The 25,294-nt window shown below is 44.9% G+C and carries 20 protein-coding genes and 3 pseudogenes; 4 read left to right on the top strand and 19 right to left on the bottom strand.

Annotated elements, in window-relative coordinates; translation table 11 throughout:
• The 8 genes and pseudogenes from pdxS to AB5642_RS03870 form a co-directional block, all read right to left on the bottom strand.
• Complete coding sequence (gene pdxS, locus AB5642_RS03905; RefSeq protein WP_148461248.1) at window positions 1–876, bottom strand: pyridoxal 5'-phosphate synthase lyase subunit PdxS; 876 nt, start codon at window positions 874–876, stop codon at window positions 1–3.
• Window positions 877–1,257: 381 nt separating this feature from the next.
• Window positions 1,258–1,446 carry a small, acid-soluble spore protein, alpha/beta type gene (locus AB5642_RS03900; RefSeq protein ID WP_118583262.1) on the bottom strand — a complete coding sequence of 63 codons (189 nt, stop codon included), beginning with the start codon at window positions 1,444–1,446 and terminating at the stop codon, window positions 1,258–1,260.
• Window positions 1,447–1,653: 207 nt separating this feature from the next.
• Window positions 1,654–1,839, bottom strand: coding sequence for a PspC domain-containing protein (locus AB5642_RS03895; protein ID WP_021924744.1), 186 nt, complete (start codon window positions 1,837–1,839; stop codon window positions 1,654–1,656).
• A gap of 93 nt (window positions 1,840–1,932) precedes the next feature.
• Complete coding sequence (locus AB5642_RS03890) at window positions 1,933–2,799, bottom strand: DUF4097 family beta strand repeat-containing protein (protein ID WP_148461247.1); 867 nt, start codon at window positions 2,797–2,799, stop codon at window positions 1,933–1,935.
• On the bottom strand, window positions 2,796–3,521 hold the full coding sequence (locus AB5642_RS03885; RefSeq protein ID WP_148461246.1) for a DUF1700 domain-containing protein: 726 nt from the start codon (window positions 3,519–3,521) through the stop codon (window positions 2,796–2,798). The genes AB5642_RS03890 and AB5642_RS03885 overlap by 4 nt, the downstream gene beginning before the upstream one ends.
• 5 nt (window positions 3,522–3,526) lie before the next feature.
• Window positions 3,527–3,880 (bottom strand): PadR family transcriptional regulator, encoded by a 354-nt coding sequence (locus AB5642_RS03880; protein WP_148461245.1) that lies wholly within the window; start codon window positions 3,878–3,880, stop codon window positions 3,527–3,529.
• Between the two features lie 337 nt (window positions 3,881–4,217).
• Entirely contained in the window at window positions 4,218–4,730 is a 513-nt protein-coding gene (locus AB5642_RS03875) for an HD domain-containing protein (RefSeq protein ID WP_148461244.1), read from the bottom strand.
• A pseudogene (locus tag AB5642_RS03870) lies at window positions 4,727–5,029 on the bottom strand (DUF6783 domain-containing protein); the annotation flags it as partial. The pseudogene AB5642_RS03870 and the gene AB5642_RS03875, both read right to left, overlap by 4 nt.
• Between AB5642_RS03870 and AB5642_RS03865 the strand changes: the two are divergent.
• Window positions 4,967–5,143: pseudogene (locus AB5642_RS03865) on the top strand (DUF6783 domain-containing protein). The pseudogenes AB5642_RS03870 and AB5642_RS03865 sit on opposite strands and share 63 nt — an antisense overlap.
• A gap of 9 nt (window positions 5,144–5,152) precedes the next feature.
• Here AB5642_RS03865 and AB5642_RS03860 read toward each other — a convergent pair.
• From AB5642_RS03860 to AB5642_RS03845, 4 genes and pseudogenes are all read right to left on the bottom strand, one after another.
• Window positions 5,153–5,962: pseudogene (locus tag AB5642_RS03860) on the bottom strand (pseudouridine synthase); the annotation flags it as partial.
• Between the two features lie 201 nt (window positions 5,963–6,163).
• Entirely contained in the window at window positions 6,164–6,226 is a 63-nt protein-coding gene (locus AB5642_RS03855; RefSeq protein ID WP_368072586.1) for a hypothetical protein, read from the bottom strand.
• A 68-nt stretch (window positions 6,227–6,294) separates the two neighbouring features.
• Window positions 6,295–7,788 carry a hypothetical protein gene (locus tag AB5642_RS03850; RefSeq protein WP_148461243.1) on the bottom strand — a complete coding sequence of 498 codons (1,494 nt, stop codon included), beginning with the start codon at window positions 7,786–7,788 and terminating at the stop codon, window positions 6,295–6,297.
• Between the two features lie 75 nt (window positions 7,789–7,863).
• Window positions 7,864–10,365, bottom strand: a complete 2,502-nt coding sequence (locus AB5642_RS03845) for a LuxR C-terminal-related transcriptional regulator (RefSeq protein ID WP_173718778.1) — start codon at window positions 10,363–10,365, stop codon at window positions 7,864–7,866.
• 306 nt (window positions 10,366–10,671) lie between these two features.
• On the opposite strand from AB5642_RS03845, the gene AB5642_RS03840 reads away from it, so the two are divergent.
• On the top strand, window positions 10,672–12,081 hold the full coding sequence (locus tag AB5642_RS03840) for an RsmF rRNA methyltransferase first C-terminal domain-containing protein (protein WP_173718777.1): 1,410 nt from the start codon (window positions 10,672–10,674) through the stop codon (window positions 12,079–12,081).
• Window positions 12,082–12,353: 272 nt separating this feature from the next.
• Here AB5642_RS03840 and addA read toward each other — a convergent pair whose 3' ends face one another.
• On the bottom strand, window positions 12,354–16,109 hold the full coding sequence (addA, locus tag AB5642_RS03835) for a helicase-exonuclease AddAB subunit AddA (protein ID WP_173718776.1): 3,756 nt from the start codon (window positions 16,107–16,109) through the stop codon (window positions 12,354–12,356).
• Entirely contained in the window at window positions 16,109–19,441 is a 3,333-nt protein-coding gene (gene addB / locus AB5642_RS03830) for a helicase-exonuclease AddAB subunit AddB (protein ID WP_173718775.1), read from the bottom strand. Before addB ends, addA begins: the two co-directional genes overlap by 1 nt.
• A 184-nt stretch (window positions 19,442–19,625) precedes the next feature.
• On the opposite strand from addB, the gene AB5642_RS03825 reads away from it, so the two are divergent.
• Window positions 19,626–20,081 (top strand): hypothetical protein, encoded by a 456-nt coding sequence (locus tag AB5642_RS03825; RefSeq protein WP_148461238.1) that lies wholly within the window; start codon window positions 19,626–19,628, stop codon window positions 20,079–20,081.
• A 93-nt stretch (window positions 20,082–20,174) separates the two neighbouring features.
• Here the strand turns inward: AB5642_RS03825 and AB5642_RS03820 are convergent, their stop codons facing one another.
• Both AB5642_RS03820 and AB5642_RS03815 read right to left on the bottom strand, forming a co-directional pair.
• Window positions 20,175–22,091 (bottom strand): NAD(+) synthase, encoded by a 1,917-nt coding sequence (locus tag AB5642_RS03820; RefSeq protein ID WP_173718774.1) that lies wholly within the window; start codon window positions 22,089–22,091, stop codon window positions 20,175–20,177.
• Window positions 22,072–22,194: a DUF6783 domain-containing protein gene (locus tag AB5642_RS03815; protein ID WP_334285850.1), complete on the bottom strand. Its 123-nt coding sequence runs from the start codon at window positions 22,192–22,194 to the stop codon at window positions 22,072–22,074. Before AB5642_RS03815 ends, AB5642_RS03820 begins: the two co-directional genes overlap by 20 nt.
• Between AB5642_RS03815 and AB5642_RS03810 the strand changes: the two genes are divergently transcribed.
• Window positions 22,159–22,290, top strand: coding sequence for a DUF6783 domain-containing protein (locus AB5642_RS03810; protein ID WP_334285848.1), 132 nt, complete (start codon window positions 22,159–22,161; stop codon window positions 22,288–22,290). The two genes, AB5642_RS03815 and AB5642_RS03810, sit on opposite strands and share 36 nt — an antisense overlap.
• Window positions 22,291–22,310: 20 nt before the next feature.
• On the opposite strand, the gene hslO is transcribed toward AB5642_RS03810, so the two are convergent.
• The 3 genes from hslO to AB5642_RS03795 all read right to left on the bottom strand — a co-directional run bounded on the left by hslO (window position 22,311) and on the right by AB5642_RS03795 (window position 25,113).
• Complete coding sequence (gene hslO, locus AB5642_RS03805; RefSeq protein ID WP_173717446.1) at window positions 22,311–23,189, bottom strand: Hsp33 family molecular chaperone HslO; 879 nt, start codon at window positions 23,187–23,189, stop codon at window positions 22,311–22,313.
• A gap of 71 nt (window positions 23,190–23,260) precedes the next feature.
• Window positions 23,261–24,022: a class I SAM-dependent methyltransferase gene (locus AB5642_RS03800; protein WP_173718773.1), complete on the bottom strand. Its 762-nt coding sequence runs from the start codon at window positions 24,020–24,022 to the stop codon at window positions 23,261–23,263.
• 77 nt (window positions 24,023–24,099) lie between these two features.
• The gene (locus AB5642_RS03795) at window positions 24,100–25,113 is read right to left on the bottom strand and encodes a hypothetical protein (RefSeq protein ID WP_173717445.1); all 1,014 of its coding nucleotides are present in this window, start codon (window positions 25,111–25,113) and stop codon (window positions 24,100–24,102) included.
• Window positions 25,114–25,294: the final 181 nt, after the last annotated feature.

Genomic DNA, 25,294 nt, shown 5'->3' with positions numbered 1-25,294 from the left:
TTATTTGCCCCTCTCTGCCATCAGAAGCTGGATTTCCTGCTCATTGATTCCGACCATAGCTTCACCAAGGTCTTCGGAAAGCTCTGCAAGCGTTTTGGAATCCTGATAGTTGGTGACCGCTTTTACAATAGCTGCTGCACGCTTCTTCGGATCACCGGATTTGAAAATACCAGAGCCCACAAACACACCTTCTGCGCCAAGCTGCATCATAAGGGCCGCATCTGCAGGAGTCGCAACACCGCCTGCTGCAAAGTTTACCACTGGAAGTCTTCCGTTTTTGTGTACATACTCAACCAGCTCATATGGCACACGCAGGTTCTTTGCTTCTTCAAAAAGCTCATCCTCACGCATGGAAACCACTTTCCCGATTTCGCTGTTCATCATGCGCATGTGGCGCACCGCCTGTACCACATCGCCGGTTCCTGGTTCGCCTTTTGTACGAATCATGGAAGCACCTTCTGCGATTCGCCTTAAAGCTTCCCCTAAATCTTTGGCTCCGCATACAAATGGCACTTTAAACTGACGCTTGTCAATATGGTAAACATCATCTGCCGGGGAAAGCACCTCGCTCTCATCAATATAATCAATCTCAATTGCTTCCAGAATCTGCGCTTCTACAAAATGTCCGATACGACATTTCGCCATAACCGGAATGGAGACTGCCTCCTGGATTCCTTTGATCATTTTTGGGTCGCTCATCCTGGAAACACCACCTGCTGCACGAATATCTGCCGGAATCCTCTCCAGCGCCATAACCGCACAGGCACCTGCCTCCTCTGCGATTTTTGCCTGTTCCGGAGTGGTAACGTCCATGATCACTCCACCTTTTAACATCTGTGCAAGCTGTTTATTTAATGCATATCTTTCCTGGCTCATTTTGATTTCCTCCTGTATGTATTGTGCAGAAAAATTGTGTGGCACTGTTTTAACAGATCTCCATTTCTTCAACTGCCTTTTATTTGTCTGAAAGCATACAGGAATACTGTACCGTTATAAATATCCAATTTTTATATATTTTAAAATGACAGTTTGAATATTTTCTCTTAAACTGTCCTGCAGGACTTGTTTTTTTCCAGCAAAACCTTCAGTGCCCGGGCAATTTCTACCTCGTCTTCTGCTATCAGGATACGCATAATTTTCCTCCATTTTTTTCTGAAAAGGAGACGCTTACGCGTCCCCCTTTTTCCCGCCCCTCCTAGAGCCTTTTTCAAACACGCTCTAGCCTGATGGCAAGTTGCAGGGGCAAATAATATACTATTATTTTTTCGGTTTCTTTCGCGCCATTATGCCACCGATCCGGCCCGTTTCTTTGGCGGAGAGGCTTTTCCAGCCCCCTTCTAAGACTTTATCCAGAATGCCAAGTTCCTGAGCAATTTCATATTTTGTCTGTTCTTCAGGGGTAAGATTTCCGGATTTGTAAGCTTCTACTTCTTTGTCTTTGTTCATATGTCTATGCTCCTTTTTACAGTGTTTGGATGTATATAGGGAGTATGGACAAAATATAATACATTTATTCAAAGTGGATGCAATTTGACATGGCATATTCCACGCGAACCGTCGCAATATTCTGCCAAGCTGACTGTCAACTACAACTAAGCAGCTCGGCCCCCCGCAGCTAAGTTTTCGCAGGCAGTGGATCTTGTGCAATTCTTCTTATGCTTTCGGAATAATAATCGCTGCAATAATATATGCCCAGATTCCTGCGCCGCCGAAGCAGGTCAGGATTACCCAGGCCAGGCGGACCAGGGTTGGGTCAATATCGAAATACTCGGCAATTCCTCCGCACACACCGCACAGCATACAATTTACGGTTGATTTGTATAAACGCTTATTGCTCATAATTAATTCCTCCGATCTGACATTTCTGTCTTATTTTTTATCCATTACATAACTTTACACCAGAGCGTGTCTGAAAAGAGCTTTCTGCAAGATTTAGCTTTCCCCAGTAAACTCCACATCAATCTCGCCCATTCCGCATTCCAGCACCATATCTTTTCTGGCACCTTCATTGGAAATGTTTTTCTCAATGCCAATTCCACTGTACTCAGAATCCTCCAAATTAATCTCACCCATACCACAGGAAAGATCGTAATTATAGTCCTTCTCTTTTCCAGTTACTACCATGTCAATTTCACCAGCACCGCAGTCCGCATTCAGTTTCTGAATATCAAGCTGATCAATGTCGATGGTTCCGGCGCCAACCTGAAGATCACAATACGCTGCTGTGATATTTCCATAACCGCTAAATTCTCCAGCGCCAACTTCCACCGAAAGCTCCTGTACTTTTAAATCGCACTCCAGATCAATAGTACCCATGTCAACACCCAGGCTTACCGTATCAAAGTCTTTCCCGGAAGGAACAATGACTTTTATCTGTTTCTTCTTTTTTACATTTCCACTGCGGGTATCTGTAATCGTGATTTTCCCGGAAGTTTCCTTAACCACTACATCGTTCTTCGCATCATTTGCCACATTTACCCGAATCTTGTCACCATCGTATTCCTGGATAAGGAGCTCATCATACTTCAAACTGATTTCCAGATCACTGGCAAAATCCATATCCACAGTATTTCCATCTAAAGCATCCCAATCTATGTCAGAAGAATGATATTGGGCGTTTCCCAAATGGATCAGACCAGCCAGCGGATAATCATTATCCTGAAGCAGCTGTCCAGCCTGATCAAACACATTTCCGCCTGTTTCCACTGCTGCTACAGAAATTCCACCGATACAGAAACCAATTCCTGCCACTGCGAAAGCACCTGCTGCAATCAGCATTCCCTTTGTTCCTTTTTTCATGCCTGCTCCTCCTTCTTATTCCGATACACGATTTTCTGGAAAAAGTCTGTCACCTTGCGAAGGATCCATGGGAAAATTGTGGAGCCCAGCCATCCTGTTAAAATGCAGAACAGAATTCCTGATGCAAACAAAAGACAGCCGATTCCCATTACCAGAAGTCCCACAGCTGTATTGGTAACCAAAATTCCAACACCCACACTAATGCAGGCGCAAGCTGCTACGATAAATGCGAACGCCACAACTCCGGATACAAAAATCGCCAAAAACGGAAACAAGATCACCACCAGTAAAATACTGAATACGCCACTAGCTGCTGTAATGATAAATGGGGAAAGAAATACCAGGGCAATTAGGATCAGGATAAACCTGCTGTTGCTTCCCTTCTCTTTCGGGCGATATCCCCTGTGGATACGATCTGTTTTTCCTGCATGTTTCCCATCTCTTTGGCGAATCTCCGGCATATAAGAAGCCTTGTTTTCCCTCAAGTCCTCATATCCATTCTCTGTATACTGTGCATATTCTTCATTGCTTTCGTCAAGGTCTGCCTTTATTATGGCAGCCACTTTTCCGGGGCTTCCAAGCTCTCTGATCACGGAAGCCTCATTCTCAGGACCGGCTTCATCAAAATAACTGTTGTAGTAAGCCAGCGCCTCCTGCTTTTCTGCTTCCGAAATATCAGACAGCAGCCTCTCTAGCTGTTTCATAAACTGCGCTCTGTCCATACCTGTTAATTCTCCTCCCTCATGTGGCCGCTGTCCGCATTTCTGCCAACGTCCTCAAACATACTGCCTATCTTGGTGGAATAATTCTTCCACTCGATCTTGTACAAATTCAGCTGTGCCTGCCCTTTCTCCGTCAGTTTATAATATCTGCGATTTCGTCCGGCATATGCCTGATCGTAAACTTCCAGGCAGTCATCCTTCTGCAGGCGGCGCAGCACTGGATAAAGTGTGGATTCTGAAATATCCAGAACTCCGCGTACATCCTGGGTGATCTTGTATCCGTAAGTACCTTCCGGCTCCTTGGACACAACCGCCAGGACAATAGCGTCCAGAAGTGCAGCTCCTGTGTTAAATACCATCTGATCACTCCAATCATATTATATAATTCATCAATATTATTTAATTAACAATACTATATGATATATAATATAATTTTGTCAATACCATTTTTGAAAACAAATTTATATATTTCTATCATTTACACAAAAAAGGCGCAGCCAATGCCACGCCAATATTTCAACATATTTTCTTTCACTTCAAATAACTGATCAATTTCTCCGTCACAGGTGAAAGCCTTTTTTATCCTTCACTACAAGCCCAATTTTCCGGAAACAGGCGGTTCCATAGATTGAATTTCCAGGTTTAATATTGCAGAAATTAACCACTCTTTTTTCTTTTTCAACGCCTTCTATTGCTTTACCTGGCAGGCAATTTATAGATACTTGTGAGTAATTTTTTACCTGTATTGGTCTCAAATACGCGCTCTCTGGCTGTTTCAACAGCATTCTCAGACATTTCACTTTCATCTGCATTTACAAGAAAATCAGCTTCCAGAAGAATGCGGTAATCCATTCCGTCTACGTTTGTATAGGTGTGGTGATGGCTGACCAGATAGTTGATTCTCTCTTTCATTTCATCATCAATTTCCACATCCTTGAGGAAATTTTCTACCAGCTCAGGACTTTCTTTTTCCTGGTTGGAGCCATTTGTATTACCATATTTTACGCGGCATACAGGGCAGGCAATGTCGTGGATCACGGCTGCGATTTCCAGAATTTCCTGCTTTCTTTCGGTTAAATTTTCCATCTCGCCAATCATTCTGGCATATGTATATACCTTCAGAAAATGGGCAATATCATGCTTGTTTCCATCGGAATATGCGATCATTTTTGCGATAACATTATTTATGGTTTGCTGTGTTTCTGTCATGTTTTTTCCTCCTCGTTTGCATTCAAAAAGCGGCAGAAATCATCTGGAAGGGGAGCTTCCAGAGTGATTATTTCATCTGTAAATGGGTGACAAAAAATCAGCTTCCAGGCATGGAGCGCAGCTCTTTTGAAGCAGTCATTCCTATTATTAATTCTGCCTTCCGTATTCTTTTTTTCTTTGCTGTTACTCATTTTCAAACACGCTCCAGAGCGTGTTTGAAAAAGGCTTTCTGCAAGATGTGCGTCACAATTTGTGGGAGATTTTGCCCGGATGAGGGCGCCGTAGCGGGCTACGGCAACTGAATTCGGGCAAAATATACCGCAAAGTGGGGCGTGCAGATTGTGGGAATGATTTTTCAAACACACTCTAGGATTGTACATCGTATCTCCCAGAAGAGGGTGACCTATCCCTGACATGTGAACCCGGATCTGATGGGTTCGTCCGGTTTCCAGCTGAAGCTCAACAAGAGTCACATTGCCGAAACTTTTTATGTTCTTATAATACGTAACTGCATTCCTGCTTCCTGGCAACAGTCCATCTGGAGAAATTGTCATTTTCATGGGATTTTCCGGATCCGGGGCAAGTGGTATAGCAATTTCTTTCCAGAATACAGAATCATTTGCTTCTGATAAATCTCCTTCTGCAAGCGCCAGATATTTCTTCTGCAGCTTTCCTTCTTCCCTCTGCTTCTGCAATCTGGCTGCCGCCACCTGGTTTCTGGCAAAAAGTAAAATCCCGGAGGTCTCTTTATCCAGACGTCCAATGGACCGAATGCGTGTTGTCTCATTTTTTTCACGAAAATAGGCTGCAAGCAGGTTAGAAATGCTGTCCTGATAATGGCTTCCGGATGGGTGCGTCACCATACCAGCCGGCTTGTTTACTACAAGTAAATCCTGGTCTTCATAAAGGATCTGAAGTTTCTGGGGTTTTAATCCTTCTTCCAGCTCTTGTCTTTCGAAATCCAATAATTGTTTTTTTCCTCGTTCTATGAAACTACTTGTATCTGGACACACCAGTTGCTTTGAATCAATCCCTTTCGCTTCCAGACATACCTGAAGCCGATCACCAGGCACTGCTATTTCCGTTACACGGCACTGTTTTCCATTTTTAAGGATACCTCCCGGCCTGAACTTTGCCTGACTGATCTGCCTCTTTGTAAGCCCTGCCTCAGCCCGCAAAACCTCTCCTACTTTTCCAGACTCTGTGATCCTTATCTCAAGATATCTTTCCATATCTGCATCCTTGATAGCTCCTGCCCATATCTTTGTCAAAATGAAATCTCCGCTGCTCAAAACACGAAGCTTGTTTAGCTTTATCACATAGTTTATCACAAAATGAAAGCTTATGAAATCCCCTATGATCTTAAAACAGTAAATAATAAGCAAGCCGAAATACACATAGGTATTCGGCTTGCAAAATTTGTCATATATTTTTCAGGAAATTCTTTTTGTCCACGTCCCAGAGCGTGTTTGAAAAAGGCTTTCTGCAATCTGCACACTCGAATCCCCATCCTACGCGATTGGTATAGTTATTTACGAAACGATGTACTAGTTTTACCTGCTTATCAGTATTCCATCAGCCTTCCTGCCTCATCAATATAGAACACGTCATCCGGTCCTATATAATAGCTGTCGGAACCATCAAAGTACATTACATTTCCTTCCCCATCATACCAGTAATAAGTATCTCCCGGATCACTTTCCTCTACATAATCTTCATCAGGAATGTAGTCTCCGTATCCTTCACCATCGTCAGCTGTCTGGGCTTCGTAGGCGATAGAATCGGACTCTCGTAAAAAAGCTGCACCTGCATAAATATTTCCATATCCGGAAATCACAGGACTGAGCATCAGATCGCCATCTCCATCCAAAGTAACATCTGCCACATAGATTCCGCTGTCATTGACCAATTTCAGGGCAGTTGTGCCAAGTGTGGTAAAAGTACCGCTGTCAAAAAAATATCCCCCTGTTTTATCACTATTCAGGCTGTTGTAGATTTCCCAGGTTCCTTCTCCATAAAGCCGGATATTCATGGCATTTAAATCTCCATACTGGTACCAGCTGTCAAAATAAGAGATAAACATTTCCAGGCTCTCTCCTTCGGCACTTGGATCATAATCTTCCCCTTGAGTGAAAGTGGTTTCTGTATTTTCAACGCCCTCAATCTCCGTCAGCTCCAGAGAAGAAATGGCATCCCGGTATTCCGCCTCCATCTCCTCAGCAAAATCCGCTGAAACTCTGTAAGCATAAGCAAAGGTATTGGTATCCGTCTGGAAATACAGCATTTTCCATTTGCAGGTATCTTCATTTGCTCCGGTGGTAAATTCCAGTTCATATGCCGGATAAGTGAATTTCTCTGTATATTCCTGGTTCTGTACTGCTGTGAAATCCTTTATTTCCGATTCACTTACAAAGCCTGCAAACTGTTCCATATATTCCTCCGGGGTACCGGTGAATTCATTGTCATTTAAAGCACTGCAGTTGACGATCACCGTCATACAGTCCTCTGTCATATCGGAATAGAAATACCCTCCTTCCCAACTGGAATTGTTATAAAGAGGGCGCAGTCCTGTATAGCGTTTATTTGACATGAGGACATAGCTTTTCTTTTCCACGCTGTCTTCGTTTTCAGTCTGACCTTCCGAATTCTCTTCTGCCTGATCTTCCTCTGCTCTGGTAAAAACCGCAGCTCCGTCATTTCCCATATGAAGAGTATCCGCGGAGTCCAGATAAAATCCCTCCAGCCACATGCCCATGCGATTGTACATGTCATATCTGCCATTTCCGTCGTTGTATTCATCCACATATTCCAGATATCCCTGAACATCATCGCCTTCTCCGGTGTGATATACAAACAATCCGTCTGCACTTAAGGTAAGAGTTTCATCAGCCTGTGCATCTTCATTTTTCCATACACCGGAAAGTGCTGCATAGTCAGCTCCGTCCTCTACCTGAAGCGTATCCTCGTTTTCTGCCATTACGCTGTAAATACCAGCTGTGGGAACAACTGCTGCACATAAAATAAACGCGATGACCGCTGTAACTATTTTTCTCTTCATACCATTTTCCTCCTGTCGAAATATGTTGTACCTTTACTATACGTTTTCTCTGACAAAAATAGTATTAACTTCCAGTTAGCTTTTCCCTTCCATCATCTCCAAAAGATACTTGCGCTTCACCCGGACATCCCCGGGAATCTGTAATTTGGAATAAATCTGATTGATGTACTGCTTCACAGTTCCCTCGGATAAAAACAGACTCTGGGCGATTTCTTTGTTGCTCATATGCTTCGCCATAAGCTCCGTAATCTCCAGCTCACGATCTGACAGTACTTTAAAGACCGGCGGATACGCCTCCTCTTTTTTTAACTGATCGCACCGCATTTCCCATTCTTTCCCCATTCTGGTGATCCTGAAAAGAAAATTTTCATTGATTCCGAAAAAGCTTCCCTTCAAAAGCTCCTCTATGTATGGATAATTCTCCACAAATGGCATAAGGATTCCATCTGGAAAAGCCTGGGAAAGTGATCCTCTCAAAAGTTCAAGCGCCTGTTCTGTTTTTCCCAGCTTCCAGTTGGCCGCAAGAAGCTGGATCTGCACATGAAGCGCCACCAGATCGTAGTGAAGAGCCTGACACATGGCAAGAATGGATTCGCTTCTTCCGATCACCTTCGAATATTCTCCCTGGGCAAGATAAACCTGATTCTCGATCATTTCCATCATCGGTCTCCCAGGTGCCAGAAAATTCACCGTAGAAAGCATATGCGCTCCAAAGAGAGCCGGAATCCGCTCCGTTTGTCCGGTGACTGCATAGTAATAGGCGCAGGTGCTGTCAAAAATATTGACCCAGGTGGTATTATGCCCCTGCAGCAGTTCTTTTCGACGTTCTTCAAATGTATTTCTCATTTTTATGTCCATGCAGATAGACAGCCTTTGTGCCAGAAAATCGCAGCAAAGTGCAATGCTCTCCTGCCCGTTTCCCTGAATCTGGGTATAAGCCTTTTCCAATGCTATGTGGGCATCAACAAAATTTCCGCGCATAAAGTGAGCCTCTGCGCTCATAATCGTTTCTGCACCCTGTCCGTGTCCGTTTGTGATCTTGTAATAATGAGGCATACACTGGTTCATCTCTTCCAGCTCTTTGTCAAGATCTCCGCTTTTCCTGTGAAACATCATAAGTACAGATGGGGAGCCAAACGTCCAGCCTCCGTCACTTCGGATACTGATGGCAGGTCTTGTCATCTTCTCGCTGGCACTGCGGTGAAACTGACTCATTCTCGAAATATCATTGTACATAAGAAAGCTCTGGATCAGGTCGCATTCGCCCAGAAGATTTCCTCTCTCTTCCTCAGACAGCTTTGGATGTTCTCTGATGGATGCCAGAAGAAGTTCTTTCAGTTCCAGCATTTTGGGAATATTTTTCCAGTTAAACATGCATCTCATAAGAACCAGAATTGCAAGCGGATATTCTTTTAAAACGGAAACCGGACATCTGTTCAAAACTTCCAGAACCTCTTCCGGTTTTAGAGAAGCAAGTAAGATTCCGGCATCTTTTTGCACCACCCGGAGAATAGCTGCAAAATTCTGATTTCGCCGGTATGCTGACAAGGCATGGATATAGGCACCATATTTTTCATACCATGCACCATATCTTTCATAATAGAAAGCCTGTCTGGAATCATCCAGTGTTCTGAACGCACGAAACGCGCACTCTTTCATCATATGGTGAAAGCGGTAAGTCTGCCCGTCATTCAGGCAGGTGACAAAAGCATTCTGCCTGGTGAGCGTTTTCAGGATCTGGTGTACGTCTTCTCTTTTTGTAATAAATTCTGCCATCTCTTCCGTGAATTCATCTGCAAGCCCCATGGCACTTAAAAATTCTTTTCTGTCTTCTGGCAAAGGATTCAGCATGGAAGCGGAAAACATCTGGTAAATATCAGATGTTTTTCCTGGCAATTCTCCTGATTTTGAAAAAGAACACAAATTCAGGTAAACAGCTGCGAACCATCCTTCGCTGGATTTCAGAAGCTGCTCAAGCTGGCTGTCTGTCAGGCTAGTTCCGCAGCGGCGAATATAGGCTGACAGCTCCCCAGCGTTTAGACGCAGATCGTCTATTTCTATTCTGTGAAGTCTTCCTCCAAGTCTTACAATCCAGTCATCACTGATAAAATGATTTCGGCTTGCTACGATCAGATGCACATTTTCCGGAATCCTCCCTGCCATTCTGCACAGGAAAGTGGCCGCCCGGTCATCTTTTAACAGATGAAAGTCATCTATAAAAATATAACAATTTTCACATTTTTCCAGTTGATAGCATAGAATTTCCGTCAAAAATCCAGCGGAGGCTTCATCTTCCGGGCAGTCGTAGTTTTCCAGAAAGTTAAGACCTGCGAAGGAAAATGCATTTTGCACACTTTTCCAGAAGATGGAAAGGTTTTGGGAGTAGATGCTGATCCGGATCAGCAAAGCCTGAGTGTCTTTCGCCAGTCTGGACAGATACCAGTTTACGGCGGTTGTTTTGCCATATCCCATAGGGGCTGTTATGGCTGTCAGCGCGCTGTTGGAAACAGGCTGCAGGGATTTTTGTAAACGTTCTGATATGTAAATAGAATTCAGGCTGATTTTTTCTTTTGGCATTTCATACCCTCACTCTCTTGTTTTATAAGTATATTGCTGTTTACACCGTTTCCGGAGTATGATTTGTAGGAATAATTTTTCAAACACGCTCTAATGATCATTCTATTTTTAATTATAGTGGAAAAGACAGGAAATTCCAATGGATTCTTTTGCTTTTGCTTATGTTTGACTTGTTCTTTTTCTTCCGCTATACTAAAATGTGTTTAAAAAATGCTTTCTGCAAGATGTGTTTCACTGTTTTCGTGAAATTTACGCAGTAAATCTGACACTCATATCATTCTATTTCAGTACTAAGGAGATTTTTCTATGGATTCAGATAGATTATCAGCTCTGCCTCAGGCTTTTCTTCATCGGATGAAGGATATGCTTGGGGATGATTTTGAACCTTTTCTGGCAGCTTATGAACAGCCGCGTACTTATGGGCTCCGGGTAAACACGGCAAAGATTTCCTGTGAGGAGTTTGAACAGATTGTGCCCTTTGAAGTGAAAAAAATCCCATGGGTTTCGAATGGTTATTTTTACAATGAGGATGTAAGGCCATCCCGGTGTGCTCTTTATCAGGCTGGACTTTATTATCTTCAGGAACCAAGTGCCATGACCCCCGCTTCCCGTATTCCGGTGGAGCCAGGGGAATATGTGCTGGATATGTGTGCAGCTCCTGGAGGAAAAGCAACTGCAGTTGGTTCCGCCCTAAAGGGTGAAGGACTTCTGGTTGCAAATGATATCAGCACTACCAGGGCAAGAGCACTGCTTCGAAACCTGGAACTGTTTGGGATTCCCAATCTTTTTGTTTCCAATGAAAAGCCTGAAAAAATGGTAAAGAATTTTCCGGAATTTTTCCATAAGATCATTCTGGATGCACCTTGTTCCGGAGAGGGGATGTTCCGTAAGGAGGAAGCTCTTGCCAAAGACTGGACTCCTGAGAAGTCTGAGGAGCTTTCCAGAATTCAGAAACAGCTTTGTCTGAATGCGGCAGACATGCTGCAGCCGGGAGGACAGATGCTTTATTCTACTTGTACCTTTGCACCTTGTGAGGATGAGCAGATCATTTCCTGGCTTCTCAGGGAACGGCCGGAACTGTCTCTGATTTCCATGGAGGATTATGAGGGCTTTTCCACCGGAAATCCTGAATGGGGAGATGGGAATCCACAGCTGAAAAAATGTGTGCGCATTTTCCCCCATAAGATGCAGGGGGAGGGGCATTTTCTGGCCCTCTTGCAAAAGGAGGGAACGGCTGGACCTTCCGCTGGTACTTCTAAGACCAGTCGTCTGGCTGCAGATATCCGGAAGTATATGGAAGAGTTTTTCAAGGAAATCGGGTTGAAAACTTTAGATGGTCAGGAGTTTGACTGGAACCGGGTGGAGGTTCGGGCGGATAAGGTTTATTATCTGCCGTCTGTTTCCTGTAATTTCAGAGGACTTACGTTTATTCGAAACGGACTTTATCTGGGAGATCTGAAGAAAAACCGGTTTGAACCAGCTCAGCCGCTTGCACTGGCTTTCCGGAAAAATGAAGCTGAAGCTGTGATTTCCCTTTCTGTGGATGATCCAAGACTGGAGCGGTATCTGAAAGGAGAAACTCTTACAATCGAGCCTGAAGAGGCTGCTCATTCTAAAGGATGGCATTTGCTTTGTGTGGAAGGGTATCCCCTTGGGTTTGGAAAACTTGTGAATGGGACATTGAAGAATAAGTATCCGGCGGGGTGGAGAGTGTAAGTTTGTCAAATTTTTGCTTTTCCTTCCGCCTGCGACGTGCGTGGATGTGGCGTGCCTGGTCTGAGGGCTTTGCGGAGGTTCCGAGAAAATCTTAGAGGACAGGATTTTGCGTTGAAGACATGAGAGGACACTGTCTGAGCTCCGAAGGAGCGAGTTTGGCCTCTCATGTCTTCGCTTTTAGCAAAATCCTGTCCTCTTAGATTTTCCGGGTTCTTCGCACAGTTCTCAGATCAGGCACGCCACATCCACGCACCCTCTGCGAACACAAGCAATCATCCTAACAATATCTCTTTTTTCAACGTAAAGGAATAAATATACTTCTCTTTCACCCTGCGCCCAGTCATTCTCTGAAGTGCCTGAGCATAATCCTCCAGCTGGGTGTGATACAGATCAACCAGCTTCTGCTCTTCCCCTCTGCGCACACGATCCGTCTTGTAATCAACCAGCACGATCTCGTCCCCTTCCAGAAAATAAGCGTCTATGATTCCCTGCACAAGCACACGTTCCTGGGAATCCCATGCCTCATCTATTTCAGCAGCACTTCTGGAAATGACAAAAGGCTGTTCCCTGAAAAGAAGCCCCGATAACGCGGCGGCTTTCATTCTCTGCCCCAGTGTCCCATTCACAAAAGACTGAATATCTGAAATTCTGATACATTCTGCTTCTGCCTCAGACATTTTTTTGCTCTGAACCAGTGCGTCGATCTGCTCTTTCAGCAGCTGTGCACTGTCCGTTTTATTGTACTCAAGACATTCCATCACACGATGGTAGGCAGTACCTCTTGCCGAACCTGTGAACGCCTCTTCCGTTTCCTTCTTTTCCTCAATAAATCTTGGAACCAGCGGAACAATGTCCGGTTCGAAATATACAGCTTCTTCAATATCCGTATCTTCATGGTAACTCTTCTTTTTCAGATCCGATACGCTGACCTTCACCGGAATATCCTTACGATATTCATAAGGATATACAAATCCAAAACGCTTTTCCAGTTCCGCTCTGATTTCAGGATCCACGATTTTCTCACAATCCCAGTTATCCAGAATATCGTCTTCCATCTGCCCGGCAGCCTGTTCCACCACTTCAGCCTCCGTTAAAGTCCGCGCTGTGATCCTTTTCACCTGAAACTCTGCCGGATCATCATAAAGCAGATTATCATGGGATGGCAGTAATCCAAACTCCTCAAAAAGTTCATCCATGCAGCGGTGCCTTGCAAGCGCAGGAAGCACATAATCCCAGTAAGTTTTTCCATTCAACCGCGTTTCTGCCGGAAGAAGTTCCTGTTCATTTTCGCGGAATCTGTATAAAGAAAGCAGCCTTTTTTCCAGATTTCCTATTGTTCCGGTCATGATCAGTTTCTCCTTGGCACGCGTCAGGGCAACGTAAAGTACTCGGATTTCCTCCCCCAGAGTCTCTTCCAGAAGCTTACGGCGGATCACCTGCTTATACAGTGTTGACACGATCAGCCGACGGTCTGGCAAAATGGCGTCAGCGCCAAGACCGTAATCCGGATGAATCAGAAGTCTGGCGTTCAGATCCTGCATGTTGAACTGTTTTCCCATACCGGCAAGGATTACAATCGGAAACTCGAGTCCCTTACTCTTGTGGATCGTCATGATTTCCACGGAACCTTCTCCTGCACCAGAAAGATTTACTTCGCCATAATCAACTTCATATTTTTGCAAATGTTCAATATATCGGACAAAATTAAATAAGCCTCTGTAACTGGTCTTCTCATAATCCATTGCCTTTTCCACCAGCATAGCGAGGTTGGCGCTCCGCTGTGCACCATTTGGCAGAGCTTTTGCATAATTACCATAGCCGGTTCTGCGGAGAATCTCAAGAATCAGCTCATGGACAGGAGTGTACACCGCAAGATCACGCATTTCATTTAGAAGGACTATAAACCCATGTAATTTGTGGTAAAGAGTTCTTTCCTGCCCCTCATATTCTTTCAGGAAATTCAACACGCTGTCATACAACATCCCCTTCGGATGTTTTTCCCGCAAAACGGCAAGCTCCTGGGTAGTACATCCCACCAGCGGCGACCTCAGCACACCCGTCAAAGGAATATCCTGAAGAGGATTATCGCAGACCTGCAGATAATTCAGAATCGTAACCACCTCAAGTGCTGAAAAATATCCCGTTTTTGAAGCGGCATACACAGGAATTCCGTGGGCAGAAAGTACCTCTGTAAAGGTTTCTGACCAGCCGGAAGCGGTGCGGAGAAGGATTACAATATCTCCGTATTTCGCAGGACGATATTCTTTGGTTTCCTTATCAAGTACCAGCTCTTTTCCCACAATTTCCTTAATTCTGTGGGAAATAGCAAGAGCCTCCAGTTCCCGGGCATCCTTTCCTTCCATCAGATCCTCCAGTTCTTCGGAATCCTTTTCTACCAGAAGAACTTCTGCAGGAAGAAAGCTTTCCTTGTTTCCTTCCGGAAACACAGCGCCAGGATAAAGAGCTGCGGCTTTATCGTAAGCAATTCCACCAAGATCTGTTCCCATAATCTGACGGAAAATAAAGTTTGCACTATCCAATACCTGAGACCGGCTTCGGAAGTTTTTATGAAGATCGATTCGCTGTTCTGTACTGTCCGTTAAACTGTACTGTTCATACTTTTCCATAAAAAGCTCCGGTCTGGCAAGGCGGAACCGGTAAATGCTCTGCTTCACATCACCTACCATAAATATATTTTTTCTTCCATCTGCCCAGCCGGAAACACAGTTGGTAATCATTTCCTGTACCAGGTTACTGTCCTGGTACTCATCCACCATGACCTCGTCATATTTCATGGAAAGTTCACGCGCTGCCGGACTCATGTGATAAATATACTTTTTCTCTCCCGTCCAATCACCGTCGTTTTCGCCATTTTCTTCCGCTGCATGAACCTTTTGAATCAGGATTTCCAGAGCAAAATGCTCCATGTCCGTAAAGTCCAGAATATTTTTTTCCCGCTTCTTCTCTCCATACATACGGATAAATTCCCTGGTAAGCTCCACCAGCATTTCTACAGGCTCCCGGCAGGTTTCCAGAAGCACTGGAAGTTCCTCCTCCTTTACGGAAAAATACCGCGTTCCAATATCCTTTAAAATATCCTTTGCATTTTCCCGAAGAGATTTTACCTGCTCCTTCAGCGTATCATCTACAGGATCTTTTGGTTTCTTTCTGGAAAGAGCGGCAAAAGCCGGTTTACCAAGAAGCTCCCCTGCTCCGTCAAAATCACCGGCGGCGGCTTTCTCTTCTGCTGCACGAATGAGGATGAGATCACTTTGCAGCGCTTCATCATACAGGTATGGTCCTCCTGGCGCATTGCAAAAGCTTCTTGCCTGGGTAATCAGTTCCTTTGCCTGGCAAAGATCCTCCGTAATGTTTTTCCATAACAAATTCATCCATTCTGATGATTTTACAGACTCTAAATCCATATTTCTATAACTATCTATGCATTCTTCCAGCCAGGTATCCGGATATGGATTGCTCATGGCAGCATTATACAGAGAATAAATCAGTTCTTTGATTCCATCATCTGTTTTGCCTGATGCGTAGCATTCGATAAAATACTTAAACTTTTTGTCATCTTTTATGTAATAGTTCTCCAGAAGCTCCTTCATCACGTCCTCTTTCAGAAGCTTCAATTCTCCCTCTTCTCCTGTCCGATAACCAGGATCCAGACCAATAAGATGGAAATAATTGCGGATCACATAAGCACAGAAGCCATCTATCGTGGTGATCTGCGCCGTATGGATCAAGGTAGTCTGGCGCTGCAGATGCTCATTGTCTGGATTCTCACAGAGAGCATCTTCCAGGGCATTTGCAATTCGTTCCCGCATTTCCCCTGCTGCTGCTCTTGTGAACGTCATGATCAGCAGCCTGTCAATGTCAACAGGATGCTCCGGATCCATCACCTTTTTTAGAATTCGCTGCACAAGCACCGCAGTCTTTCCGGAACCAGCTGCTGCACTTACCAGAATATTCCGGTTTCTTAAATTAATAACCTGCTCCTGCTCTTTCGTCCAGTTCACTGCCATTATTCATCCACCTCCTTCACAAAAGCATCCCACAGCTCTTCATCTGTAAAGTTTTTCAGCCTGCGGAATTCATAGCCTGGAATGTCCATGTCAAAACCGCATACGCCACTGTAAGGACAGTAGGTACAGGCATTTTTCTTTCCCAGCATATATGGAGAAACCTGGGCATCTCCGGTCATAATGGACTGTCTGATATGAGAAATCTTTGTTTTTACATAACGGTTTAAAATATCAAACTGCTCTTTTGAGGCTACAGAAGAATTTTTCCGGAAACTTCCGTCCTTGTTAAAAGATACGGGAATTGACACAAGGGAACTGTCCATTTTTTGTACCAGTTCTTTGTCTTTCAGAACCAGTCCATTCATCTTTAGTTCCTTCAGCACTTTCTCCTGGACAGTCTCTATATCTGCATCTATTTTTTCCTGAATCATAGGATCCTTAATATTGTAATAAAATACCCCTGCAGGAATCACCTCTTTATCCTTATGCTTGTTTTGCTCTACGGTAAGGGCACCGTCCATGTAGATCATCAGCTGCAGCTGCAGACCATGATACAAAGAAACCAGATCAAAAGAAGTATTCCCGGTCTTATAATCAATAACCCTGACATACAACTTCCCATCATCTGTCTCCATAGTATCCACGCGATCGATCCGACCGCCCTGAAAAACAACTTCCACACCTTCCGGCTCAAATTCCCCGGATTTCAGCTGTTTCTGAATTGCCCACACAGTTCTTCGTACCATTCGCTTGGTGCGCTGGATCATATATTCATTGCGTGCACTGCTTTTTAGAATGGTATTGCCATAATCTGCACTTATTGTATCTACCAGACGGTCTGCCAGCGCATCCCTCTCTTCCTCAGAAAGCTCTGCCAGAGAAAGCTTTTCTTTGTTCACTTCCTTTATCAGAGACTCCAGCACCTTGTGCATAATATTTCCCATATCCATGGCGCGGAATTCATACTCTGCACGCTCCGTAAGTTTGAGACCATACTGGAGGAAATGGGCAAAAGCACAGGCAGAATAACGCTCCAGCCTGGTGGCACTGTAGGGCGACACCTCTCCATAGAGAACCTTTGCCACACTTTCGCTGATAATATCGGCAGGCTTTCTGGTTCTGGAAGCCTCCACCAGCTTCCTGGCTAAAGTCCTATATTTAGGACTTCTAAGATACCAGCTGTAAAGCTCGCTGTACAAAGGACTTCCCTGTCCCACAGCGCCCTCTCCAAGACCTTTCAGGAAGCATTCCAGACTGGTTCCCGGAAGCTCCATGGCGTTCAGGCTGAATTCCTCATCACCTGCATTTTTCACTTCCAGTCCGGGATATAGAGCCTGTATACTGTGGATCAGATATGCCGGGCTTATAGGTTCTCCTTTTCCATTTGACAAGCTGTAGGAAAGGCACAAATGCTCACTTGGCTTTGTCAGATTCAGATACAGGTAAAAGCGCTGGGTGTTCATCAGCTCTTTCGGACCTGGTGCAAGCTCCATTCCCTCATCTGCAAAGAATTCTCTGTCCATCTGGGTTAGAATTCCGCCTGAGTCTGTATTTTTCGGAATATTTCCCTCGTTTACACCTACAAAAAACAGTGCCTTTATTTCTTTCAGACGGGTTCTTTCCATATCTCCAATAAGGACCTGATCCATACTGGGCGGGATCAGCGCAACCTTTGACTTGGCAAAACCAGTTTCCAGAAGCTGGACAAATTCCGTTCTTGTAATTTCTTCCTCTCCAAGGATCTCTACCATACGGTCAAGAAGCTCCATAACAATTCCGTATATCTGGGCGTATTCTTTTTCCAGAGCTTTTTCCCCTTTTTCTTTAAAGAAAAGCTCCTGTTTCTTCAGTTTTTTCTGTATTTCACAGCTTGCGATAAACTGATATAAACTATAACAATATTCACATACTTTTCTCTTTCCACTGGAAAATCCCTGAGCCAGGATCTCAGCCTCCCTCACAAATATTTCCCGGTATTCATTCAATACTTGAATATCCTCCGGGTCCATGGTCCGGTAAACTCTCACCCACTTCTCGGACCACTTTTTGTAACCGTGGATTCCAAGGGCAAGCACATAATTCTCCAGCATATCCACCTGGTCCCTTCCAAGGCCGGACATATCACAGCGCAGATACCGGAAAACACTTTCGTAGGAAAAACCCTTTGTAACCATTTCAAGAGCAGCACGAATATATTCTATAAATGGGTTCATCAGAATGGTGTGCTTCTCATCCAGGAAATAAGGGATCCGGGATTCCTCGAATACCTGAGATGCAATACTTTTGTACGCCTCCAGATTTCCGGTAATCACAGCGATTTCTCCGTATTTCAGATTTTTTTCACGGACCAGACGGCGTATTCTCCTGGCTGTCTCTTCCAGTTCTTTTACAGGGGATTCTGCTGCAAATATGCAGATTTCTTCCTGTTTCTTCTCATAGACAGATCTTCTGTAGCGGAAAAGATGCTTCTCCAGAAAGTCAAGGGAGGTGGAATTTCCAAAGCGGCCCTTTCTCTCATCCTTCAGAAGAACGGGATCATCCAGATTGCTGGTCAGACCGGACAATGTGTGGATCATTTTCCTGCTCATATAGAATAACTGATGTGGTTTTCCCATCTGTAAAGGATTTTCTCTGGCATCCATGGTGACAGTTACCAGAACCTTATCGCAGACATTTAAAAGTTCCCGGATCACGTTCATCTGCACCGGAGTAAAACCGGTGAAGCCATCCAGAAGGAGTACGGATTTTTTCAGTTTATCAGAAAAAGGAATAGCTTTTTTCAAAGCGTCCATCACGCCTTCGCCGGTCATATAATGACCTTCCAAATACTGAAGAAAGGCCTGATAGAGGACACCCACATCCTGCATTTTCATATGAAGAAGAGAGTCCTCCCCTGTTTTTCCCAGCATGTCCTGCAGTTCTTCTTCCCGGATATCATACTGCATAAATTCTGAAATCAGAGATTTCACTTCGTCCAGATAGCCCGGTTTGTTCATCTGGCTGCCAAGATAGGGCAGATTTTTTCGATGCTGCTGCACCAGCTTCTGAAGAACCATACTTTTTCCAGTGTCATCCAGAAGCACTTCCATGGCACCGCCTGTCTCCTCGAAAATACGATAGGCAAGGCGCTGAAAGCTGAGCACGTCGATATTCAGGATTCCCTTTCCGGGGTGCATTTCGACTACGTTTTTCTGTGTCTGCATGGTGAACTGTTCCGGGACGATAATATAGTACAGGTGCTGTGGATTTTCCATAGATTCCCGGATGATCTGTTCACATGCATAATGCGTCTTGCCAATACCGGAGCTGCCGATGATGAATTGTAGGGACACGTTTTTTCCTCCTTCTGCCAATTGTATGGAATAAAAAAAGCCTGTATCTGATAAAAAATCATTCTGTTTTATATTCTATCATATTTTCCATGCTTTGATAATAGGATAGAATAAGAAGGTTAGAGCCTGGTTTTGCGGCCAGGATTATTTTTTCATTATCAGTGCGATACAGGAGGCGCAGTCCATGAGTTCGAAAACCAGGATCATCGTGTTACATATGAAGGAAGTGGTATATACCATTGCCTTTCTGATTCTTGCTGTTCTTCTGGGAATCCTGATCTACTTTATGTTCGGGCCTGGAAAAAGCCAGACCACTTCTGCTGCTGGAGAGGGGATTTATACACCTGGCGTTTACCGCAGTTCCCTTACTTTGAATAAAAATACTTTTGACGTGGAGGTTACAGTAGATCAAAACAATATCCAGTCTATTGAGCTGGTAAATTTAAGTGAAAGCACCACTGCCATGTTTCCGCTGGTAAAGCCTTCCCTGGAATCACTGGCCAGCCAGATTGTTGACAGCCAGTCCCTGGACGACCTGAAATATTCCACGGACAGAAAATATACGTCACAGCTGCTTATTTCTGCCATTGAAGATGCATTAAAAAAGGCGGAGAACCATGTAAGTTCTCCGCCGGCATAGCAATAAACAAGCCTAATTATTTCCTACCTTTACAGCTGTATGCTACGCGAAATACAGCTGCAAAATGCATGGAAAGCATACCGCACAATCGTTTTATACTTCAAGCTTCTCCAGAGCTTCCATCCATACCGCTGCGCTTGCATCACTTGGCATACGCAGGTCACCTCTTGGAGACAGCGCCACACTACCTACCTTCGGGCCGTCAGGAAGACAGGAGCGTTTGAACTGCTGGGCAAAAAATCTGCGGTAGAAGATTTTCAGCCATTTCAGAATCGTAGCCTTGTCATAGGTACCCTCAAAGGTACGGCAGGCAATGCGATAGATCTTATCCGGTTCAAAGCCTGCACGAAGCATATAATACAGATAAAAATCATGAAGTTCATAAGGACCAACCAAATCTTCTGTTTTCTGCGCGATCTTGCCGTCCTTAGGCGGCAGAAGCTCCGGACTTACCGGAGTATCCAGAATATCCAGAAGAACTTCTTCCAGCTCTTTCTCTCCGCAGGTATCTGCATAATAGCGGACAAGATGTCTTACAAGCGTTTTGGGAACAGAGGCATTTACACCATACATGGACATATGGTCTCCATTATAGGTTGCCCATCCAAGAGCAAGCTCGGAAAGGTCACCGGTTCCCACAAGAAGTGCTCCCTCCTGGTTTGCCATATCCATAAGAATCTGCGTACGCTCTCTGGCCTGACAGTTCTCATAGGTTACATCATGAACGGAATCATCGTGACCGATATCACGGAAATGGATATTTACCGCCTCTTTAATATTGACCTCCGTCAGAGCAGCACCAAGGCACTGGCTTAATTTGCAGGCATTCTGGTAAGTTCTGTCTGTGGTACCAAAGCATGGCATGGTAATGCAGCGGATATTCTCAGATGGCAGTCCCATCAGCTGGAAAGTACGTGCAATTACAAGCAATGCCAGTGTAGAATCAAGTCCCCCGGAAAGTCCGACCATTGCCTTTTGGCAGTGGATGTGGCTCATTCGCTTCTTAAGTCCCATAGCCTGAATGTTCAGAATCTCCTCACAGCGCATATCACGCTCTTCTTTTACAGAAGGTACGAAAGGATAGGGGGCAAACTTCCTGGTAAGAGAGGTCTCTTCCACTTCCACATCAAAAGGTACGATCTGGCAGTCAGCATCATCAGATGCCGGGTAGGTGGAAAGTCTTCTTCTCTCATCTGCCAGTCTCTGCACATCAATTTCTCCGTAGATCACAGTGTTCTGGAAGCGCTTCGCCTCAGCCAGCATGGTGCCATTCTCTGCGATCAGGTTCTGTCCGCCAAATACCAGATCCTGGGAGGATTCACCCTCTCCTGCTGTGGCGTAAATATAGCCGCACACCAGTCTGGCAGACTGACCCTTCACCAGATCACGGCGGTAAGAATCCTTACCAACCATCTCATCACTGGCTGAAAGATTGACGATAATATGGGCACCGCCCTGTGCCAGATTTACACTAGGCGGAAGTGGAACCCACAGATCCTCGCAGATCTCCGCGCCAACTGTCAGCTCCGGCAGTCCTTCACATGAGAAAATCAGATTGCTGGCAAAAGGTACGCTTTCCTCCCCAACTGTCACATCTGTCCACACATCTGCCCCGGAAGCAAAGTGTCTCTGCTCATAGAATTCATTATAGTTTGGAATATGAGTCTTAGGTACAAATCCAAGAATATTTCCGTGGTTCAATACTGCTGCCACATTGTAGAGCTTGCCGTTCATCCGCATAGGAAGTCCCACAAAGATCAGCGCATCCACATCCGCAGTCTCCTCTGCAATAGTCAGAAGGCTCTCCCATGCACTGTCCAGCAGTCTTCTCTGAAGGAAAAGATCCTGGCAGGTATAGCCTGTGATGCAAAGCTCCGGCAGTACCATCAGCTTTGCATGCTGTGTCTCCATTTCACGGATTACTTCCAGAATTGCCCTGGTATTGGCCTTACAATCAGCAACTGTAACCTGCGGCGTTCCTGCCGCTACTTTAATAAATCCCTGATTCATATCCTAGTCCTCTCTTATCCAACCATTTCCACGCCTTAGAGTGTGTTTGAAAAAGGCTTTCTGCAAGATGTGCGTCACAATTTGTGGGAGATTTCGCCCGGATGAGGTTGCCGTAGCGGGCTACGGCAACCGAATTTGGGTGAAATATACCGCAATCTGCACACCAGTCACCAGTGCAAACTCTATGGCGGAAAAATAGTGATTCTGTCTCAATTCAGCTTATTTGCATCTTCTTAGAATTTCTTTCAGCTCTTCTACTGTGAAATTGTAGTTGGTATTACAGAAATGGCAGTTCATCTCGATTGGCTTGCCTTCCTGGATCATTTCGTTTAATTCTTTTCTGCCGATGCTGATCAACGCTTTCGCTACTCGCTCCTTGGAGCAGTTGCAGCGGAAACGGGTGTCCATTTTCTCATTGATCTGCACGTCAAAGCCTTCCAGCACTTTCTCCAGCAGACTCTCCGGGGTATGTCCCTCCTCTAACAGGTTGGTGACAGAATTGATCTTCTGTACGTTCTGTTCTAACCTGGAAATCACTTCTTCCTCTGCAAATGGCATCAGCTGTACAATAAACCCACCTGCCTGGCGTACTGTATTATTCTTATTCATCAGAACTCCAAGTCCAACTGCGGACGGTACCTGCTCACTTGTTGCAAAATAATAGGTCAGGTCTTCTGCGATCTCACAGGTCTGAAGCATAACCTGTCCGCTGTATGGCTCTTTTAGCCCCATATCCTTAATCACAGTCAAGAATCCAGGACCAACTGCTCCTGCAACGTCCAGCTTACCTTTGGAATTTGCCGGAATGCAGACATCTGGATTTCCTACATAGCCCTTTACATTTCCCTGGGAATCAGCAGTTACCGTAATTCCCTGAAGGGGACCGCCGGCCTTGATCTGAAGGGTCAGAACATCTTTTTCCCCCTTCATCATGGAGCCCATCATGGCTCCTGCAGTCAGAAGTCTTCCAAGCGCTGCCGTAGCCACCGGACTTGTATTATGGTGCTCTCTTGCAGTCTCCACCATCTCAGTGGTCACTGCCGCAAATGCACGGATCTGGTCGTTAGCTGCAGTCGCGCGGATGATATAATCATTCATGTGTATTCTCCAATCTATACTGTTATAATGTTAATCGTAATCCTATAGCTATTTATCTTATTATTATATTATCATTTACCATGTTCCCTTACTACAAAGGTAAGCCTGCCGCTATCTTTCTTCGGTGGCTCCAGTGTATAAGCATCATACACTGCCAGAAGCTCCATTCCCGCTTTTCCAATAAGTTCCTTGATCTTCTCCAAAGAATAGGCTCTCTGATAGTGAACCTCCTCATCCTTCTCATAAAGTCCGTCCTCTCTTGGAATAAACAGAGCCAGCTCATACGTATTAATCCCGGTCTCCTCATCATAACTGTTCTCCCAGATAAAGCTTCCCTCATCCCGGTTCTCAGCAATCGTAGTATTCCCGATCATAGTCTGATACTTATAAACCGTATTCATATCAAACAGAAAAATCCCCTGAGGATCCAGATAATTATTTACCAGGGCAAACACATGCTCCAGCTCCTCTTCCTCTGTTATGTAATTCAGACTGTCACACACGCTTACCACAGCCCGTACGGTTCCATAAAGTTCAAACTCCTGCATATCCTGAAGAAGATACAGAATGTCATGCCCGGACTCTACCCGCTTCTCCATGGCCTCTGCCAGCATTTCCCCGGAATTATCCACTCCGATCATGTCATAGCCAGCCTCTGCCAGTATCTCAGTCATGGTTCCCGTGCCGCAGCCAAGATCCAGCACAAGTCCGTCTGTGATTCCCTGCGCTGCAAGCTGCTGCTTCAGCCATTTGCCCCAGGTCTGGTAGTCCACATTGTCCTGGAACATATCATATACTCTGGCAAATTCGCCATAAGCCTGAAAATTATCCATATTCCCTCCAACTGTCACGGACACAGCCATCCATCCCGGGTAGCTGTGTCCGTGTAAGTCAACATTCTGCTTTTTCTTTACTCTACAGGCATGTAATATACGTCTGCACCTTCTCCATGCCAGTAATAATCCACATCATTCTGATCGTAAACGTCCTCATTATTTACAAAACGATAGGTATTTCCATCAAAGTCAACCCAGTTTCCATTTCCATCCGGAGTAATTACAAGGGGATGGCCATCGGAGTTACGGTAAATAGTTCTGGTCTGGTTGGTGTCTGTAAGCTGCTCCTGGGTAAATCCGCCGGAGTTTGTGATTGTTCCATCACTACTTCCATCACCTGAGGACGCAGAATCAGTACCTGCACTCTGTGTTCCGTCAGTGGAACCATCTGTACTTCCCTCAGTGCTTCCGTCTGCACTGTCAGAAGACTGTACCGGTGCAGCAGCTTTCAAAGAAGACTCTCCTGCAATTCCGAAGGAATCAACTGCAGCCTTAACTCCTGCATAAGAAGCCTCATCTACAACAGATCCGCAGATATTGTAATACTCATCAGAGCTCTTATAAATTTTATGGATCGCATAAACATATCCGCCGCTCTTGGAAGCATCTGTGTACTTCACAGTGTAAGAATAAACGCCTACTCCCTCCACATCACTGGCGGTATAATCCTGGATCTCAAAGTCAGTACCTTCTGCAAGGTCAGAAGCCTGCTCTAATGCCACAGCCAGATCCTGCGTATCCGGAAGCATAGCAGAAGACATGTCCTCTTCTCCCTGTCCATGAAGGATCAGGATCTTACCCTGCTCCGGGGATTCGAAGCTGAGCATATCTGCCTCATCCGCCTTATTGGACCAGGTAGCATCTGGAAGCTTAATGGAGACAGCCCCATTGCTTGATGTATAGGTGCTGTCCTGTACGTCTGGCGCGATGGTTGGCTCCGGAGTAGGTGTAGCGGTTGCTTCCGGAGCAGGTGTCTCAGTTACCACTACCTGTTCTTCTGGCTCGTCTCCGCCAAAACTGCAGCCTGTAGCAGCTGCAGAAACAATTGCTGATATCGTTAAGATAGCTAAAATCTTTTTGTTCTTCATAGTATCCTCCTTATTTCTTTTCATAAGTAAATTTTGTAAATCTACATGATTCTATTTCATTAACAAAACGAAAATATTTCTCGTTTATAAAAATCTCCCGAGCTGTATTTTACAATTTTATTACAAGCCTGTCAATGGATTTCCCACTGTAGAATCTAAATTGTTACTGTTCACTCCGTTC

Origin of the sequence: Ruminococcus sp. 1001136sp1_2201st1_G3_2201SCRN_220225 (assembly GCF_040924365.1) — a bacterium.
Classification (GTDB): Bacteria; Bacillota; Clostridia; order Lachnospirales; family Lachnospiraceae; genus Blautia_A; species Blautia_A faecis.
Note: the sequence above shows the minus strand (reverse complement) of the source record. Positions and strands in the feature narration are given on the sequence as shown.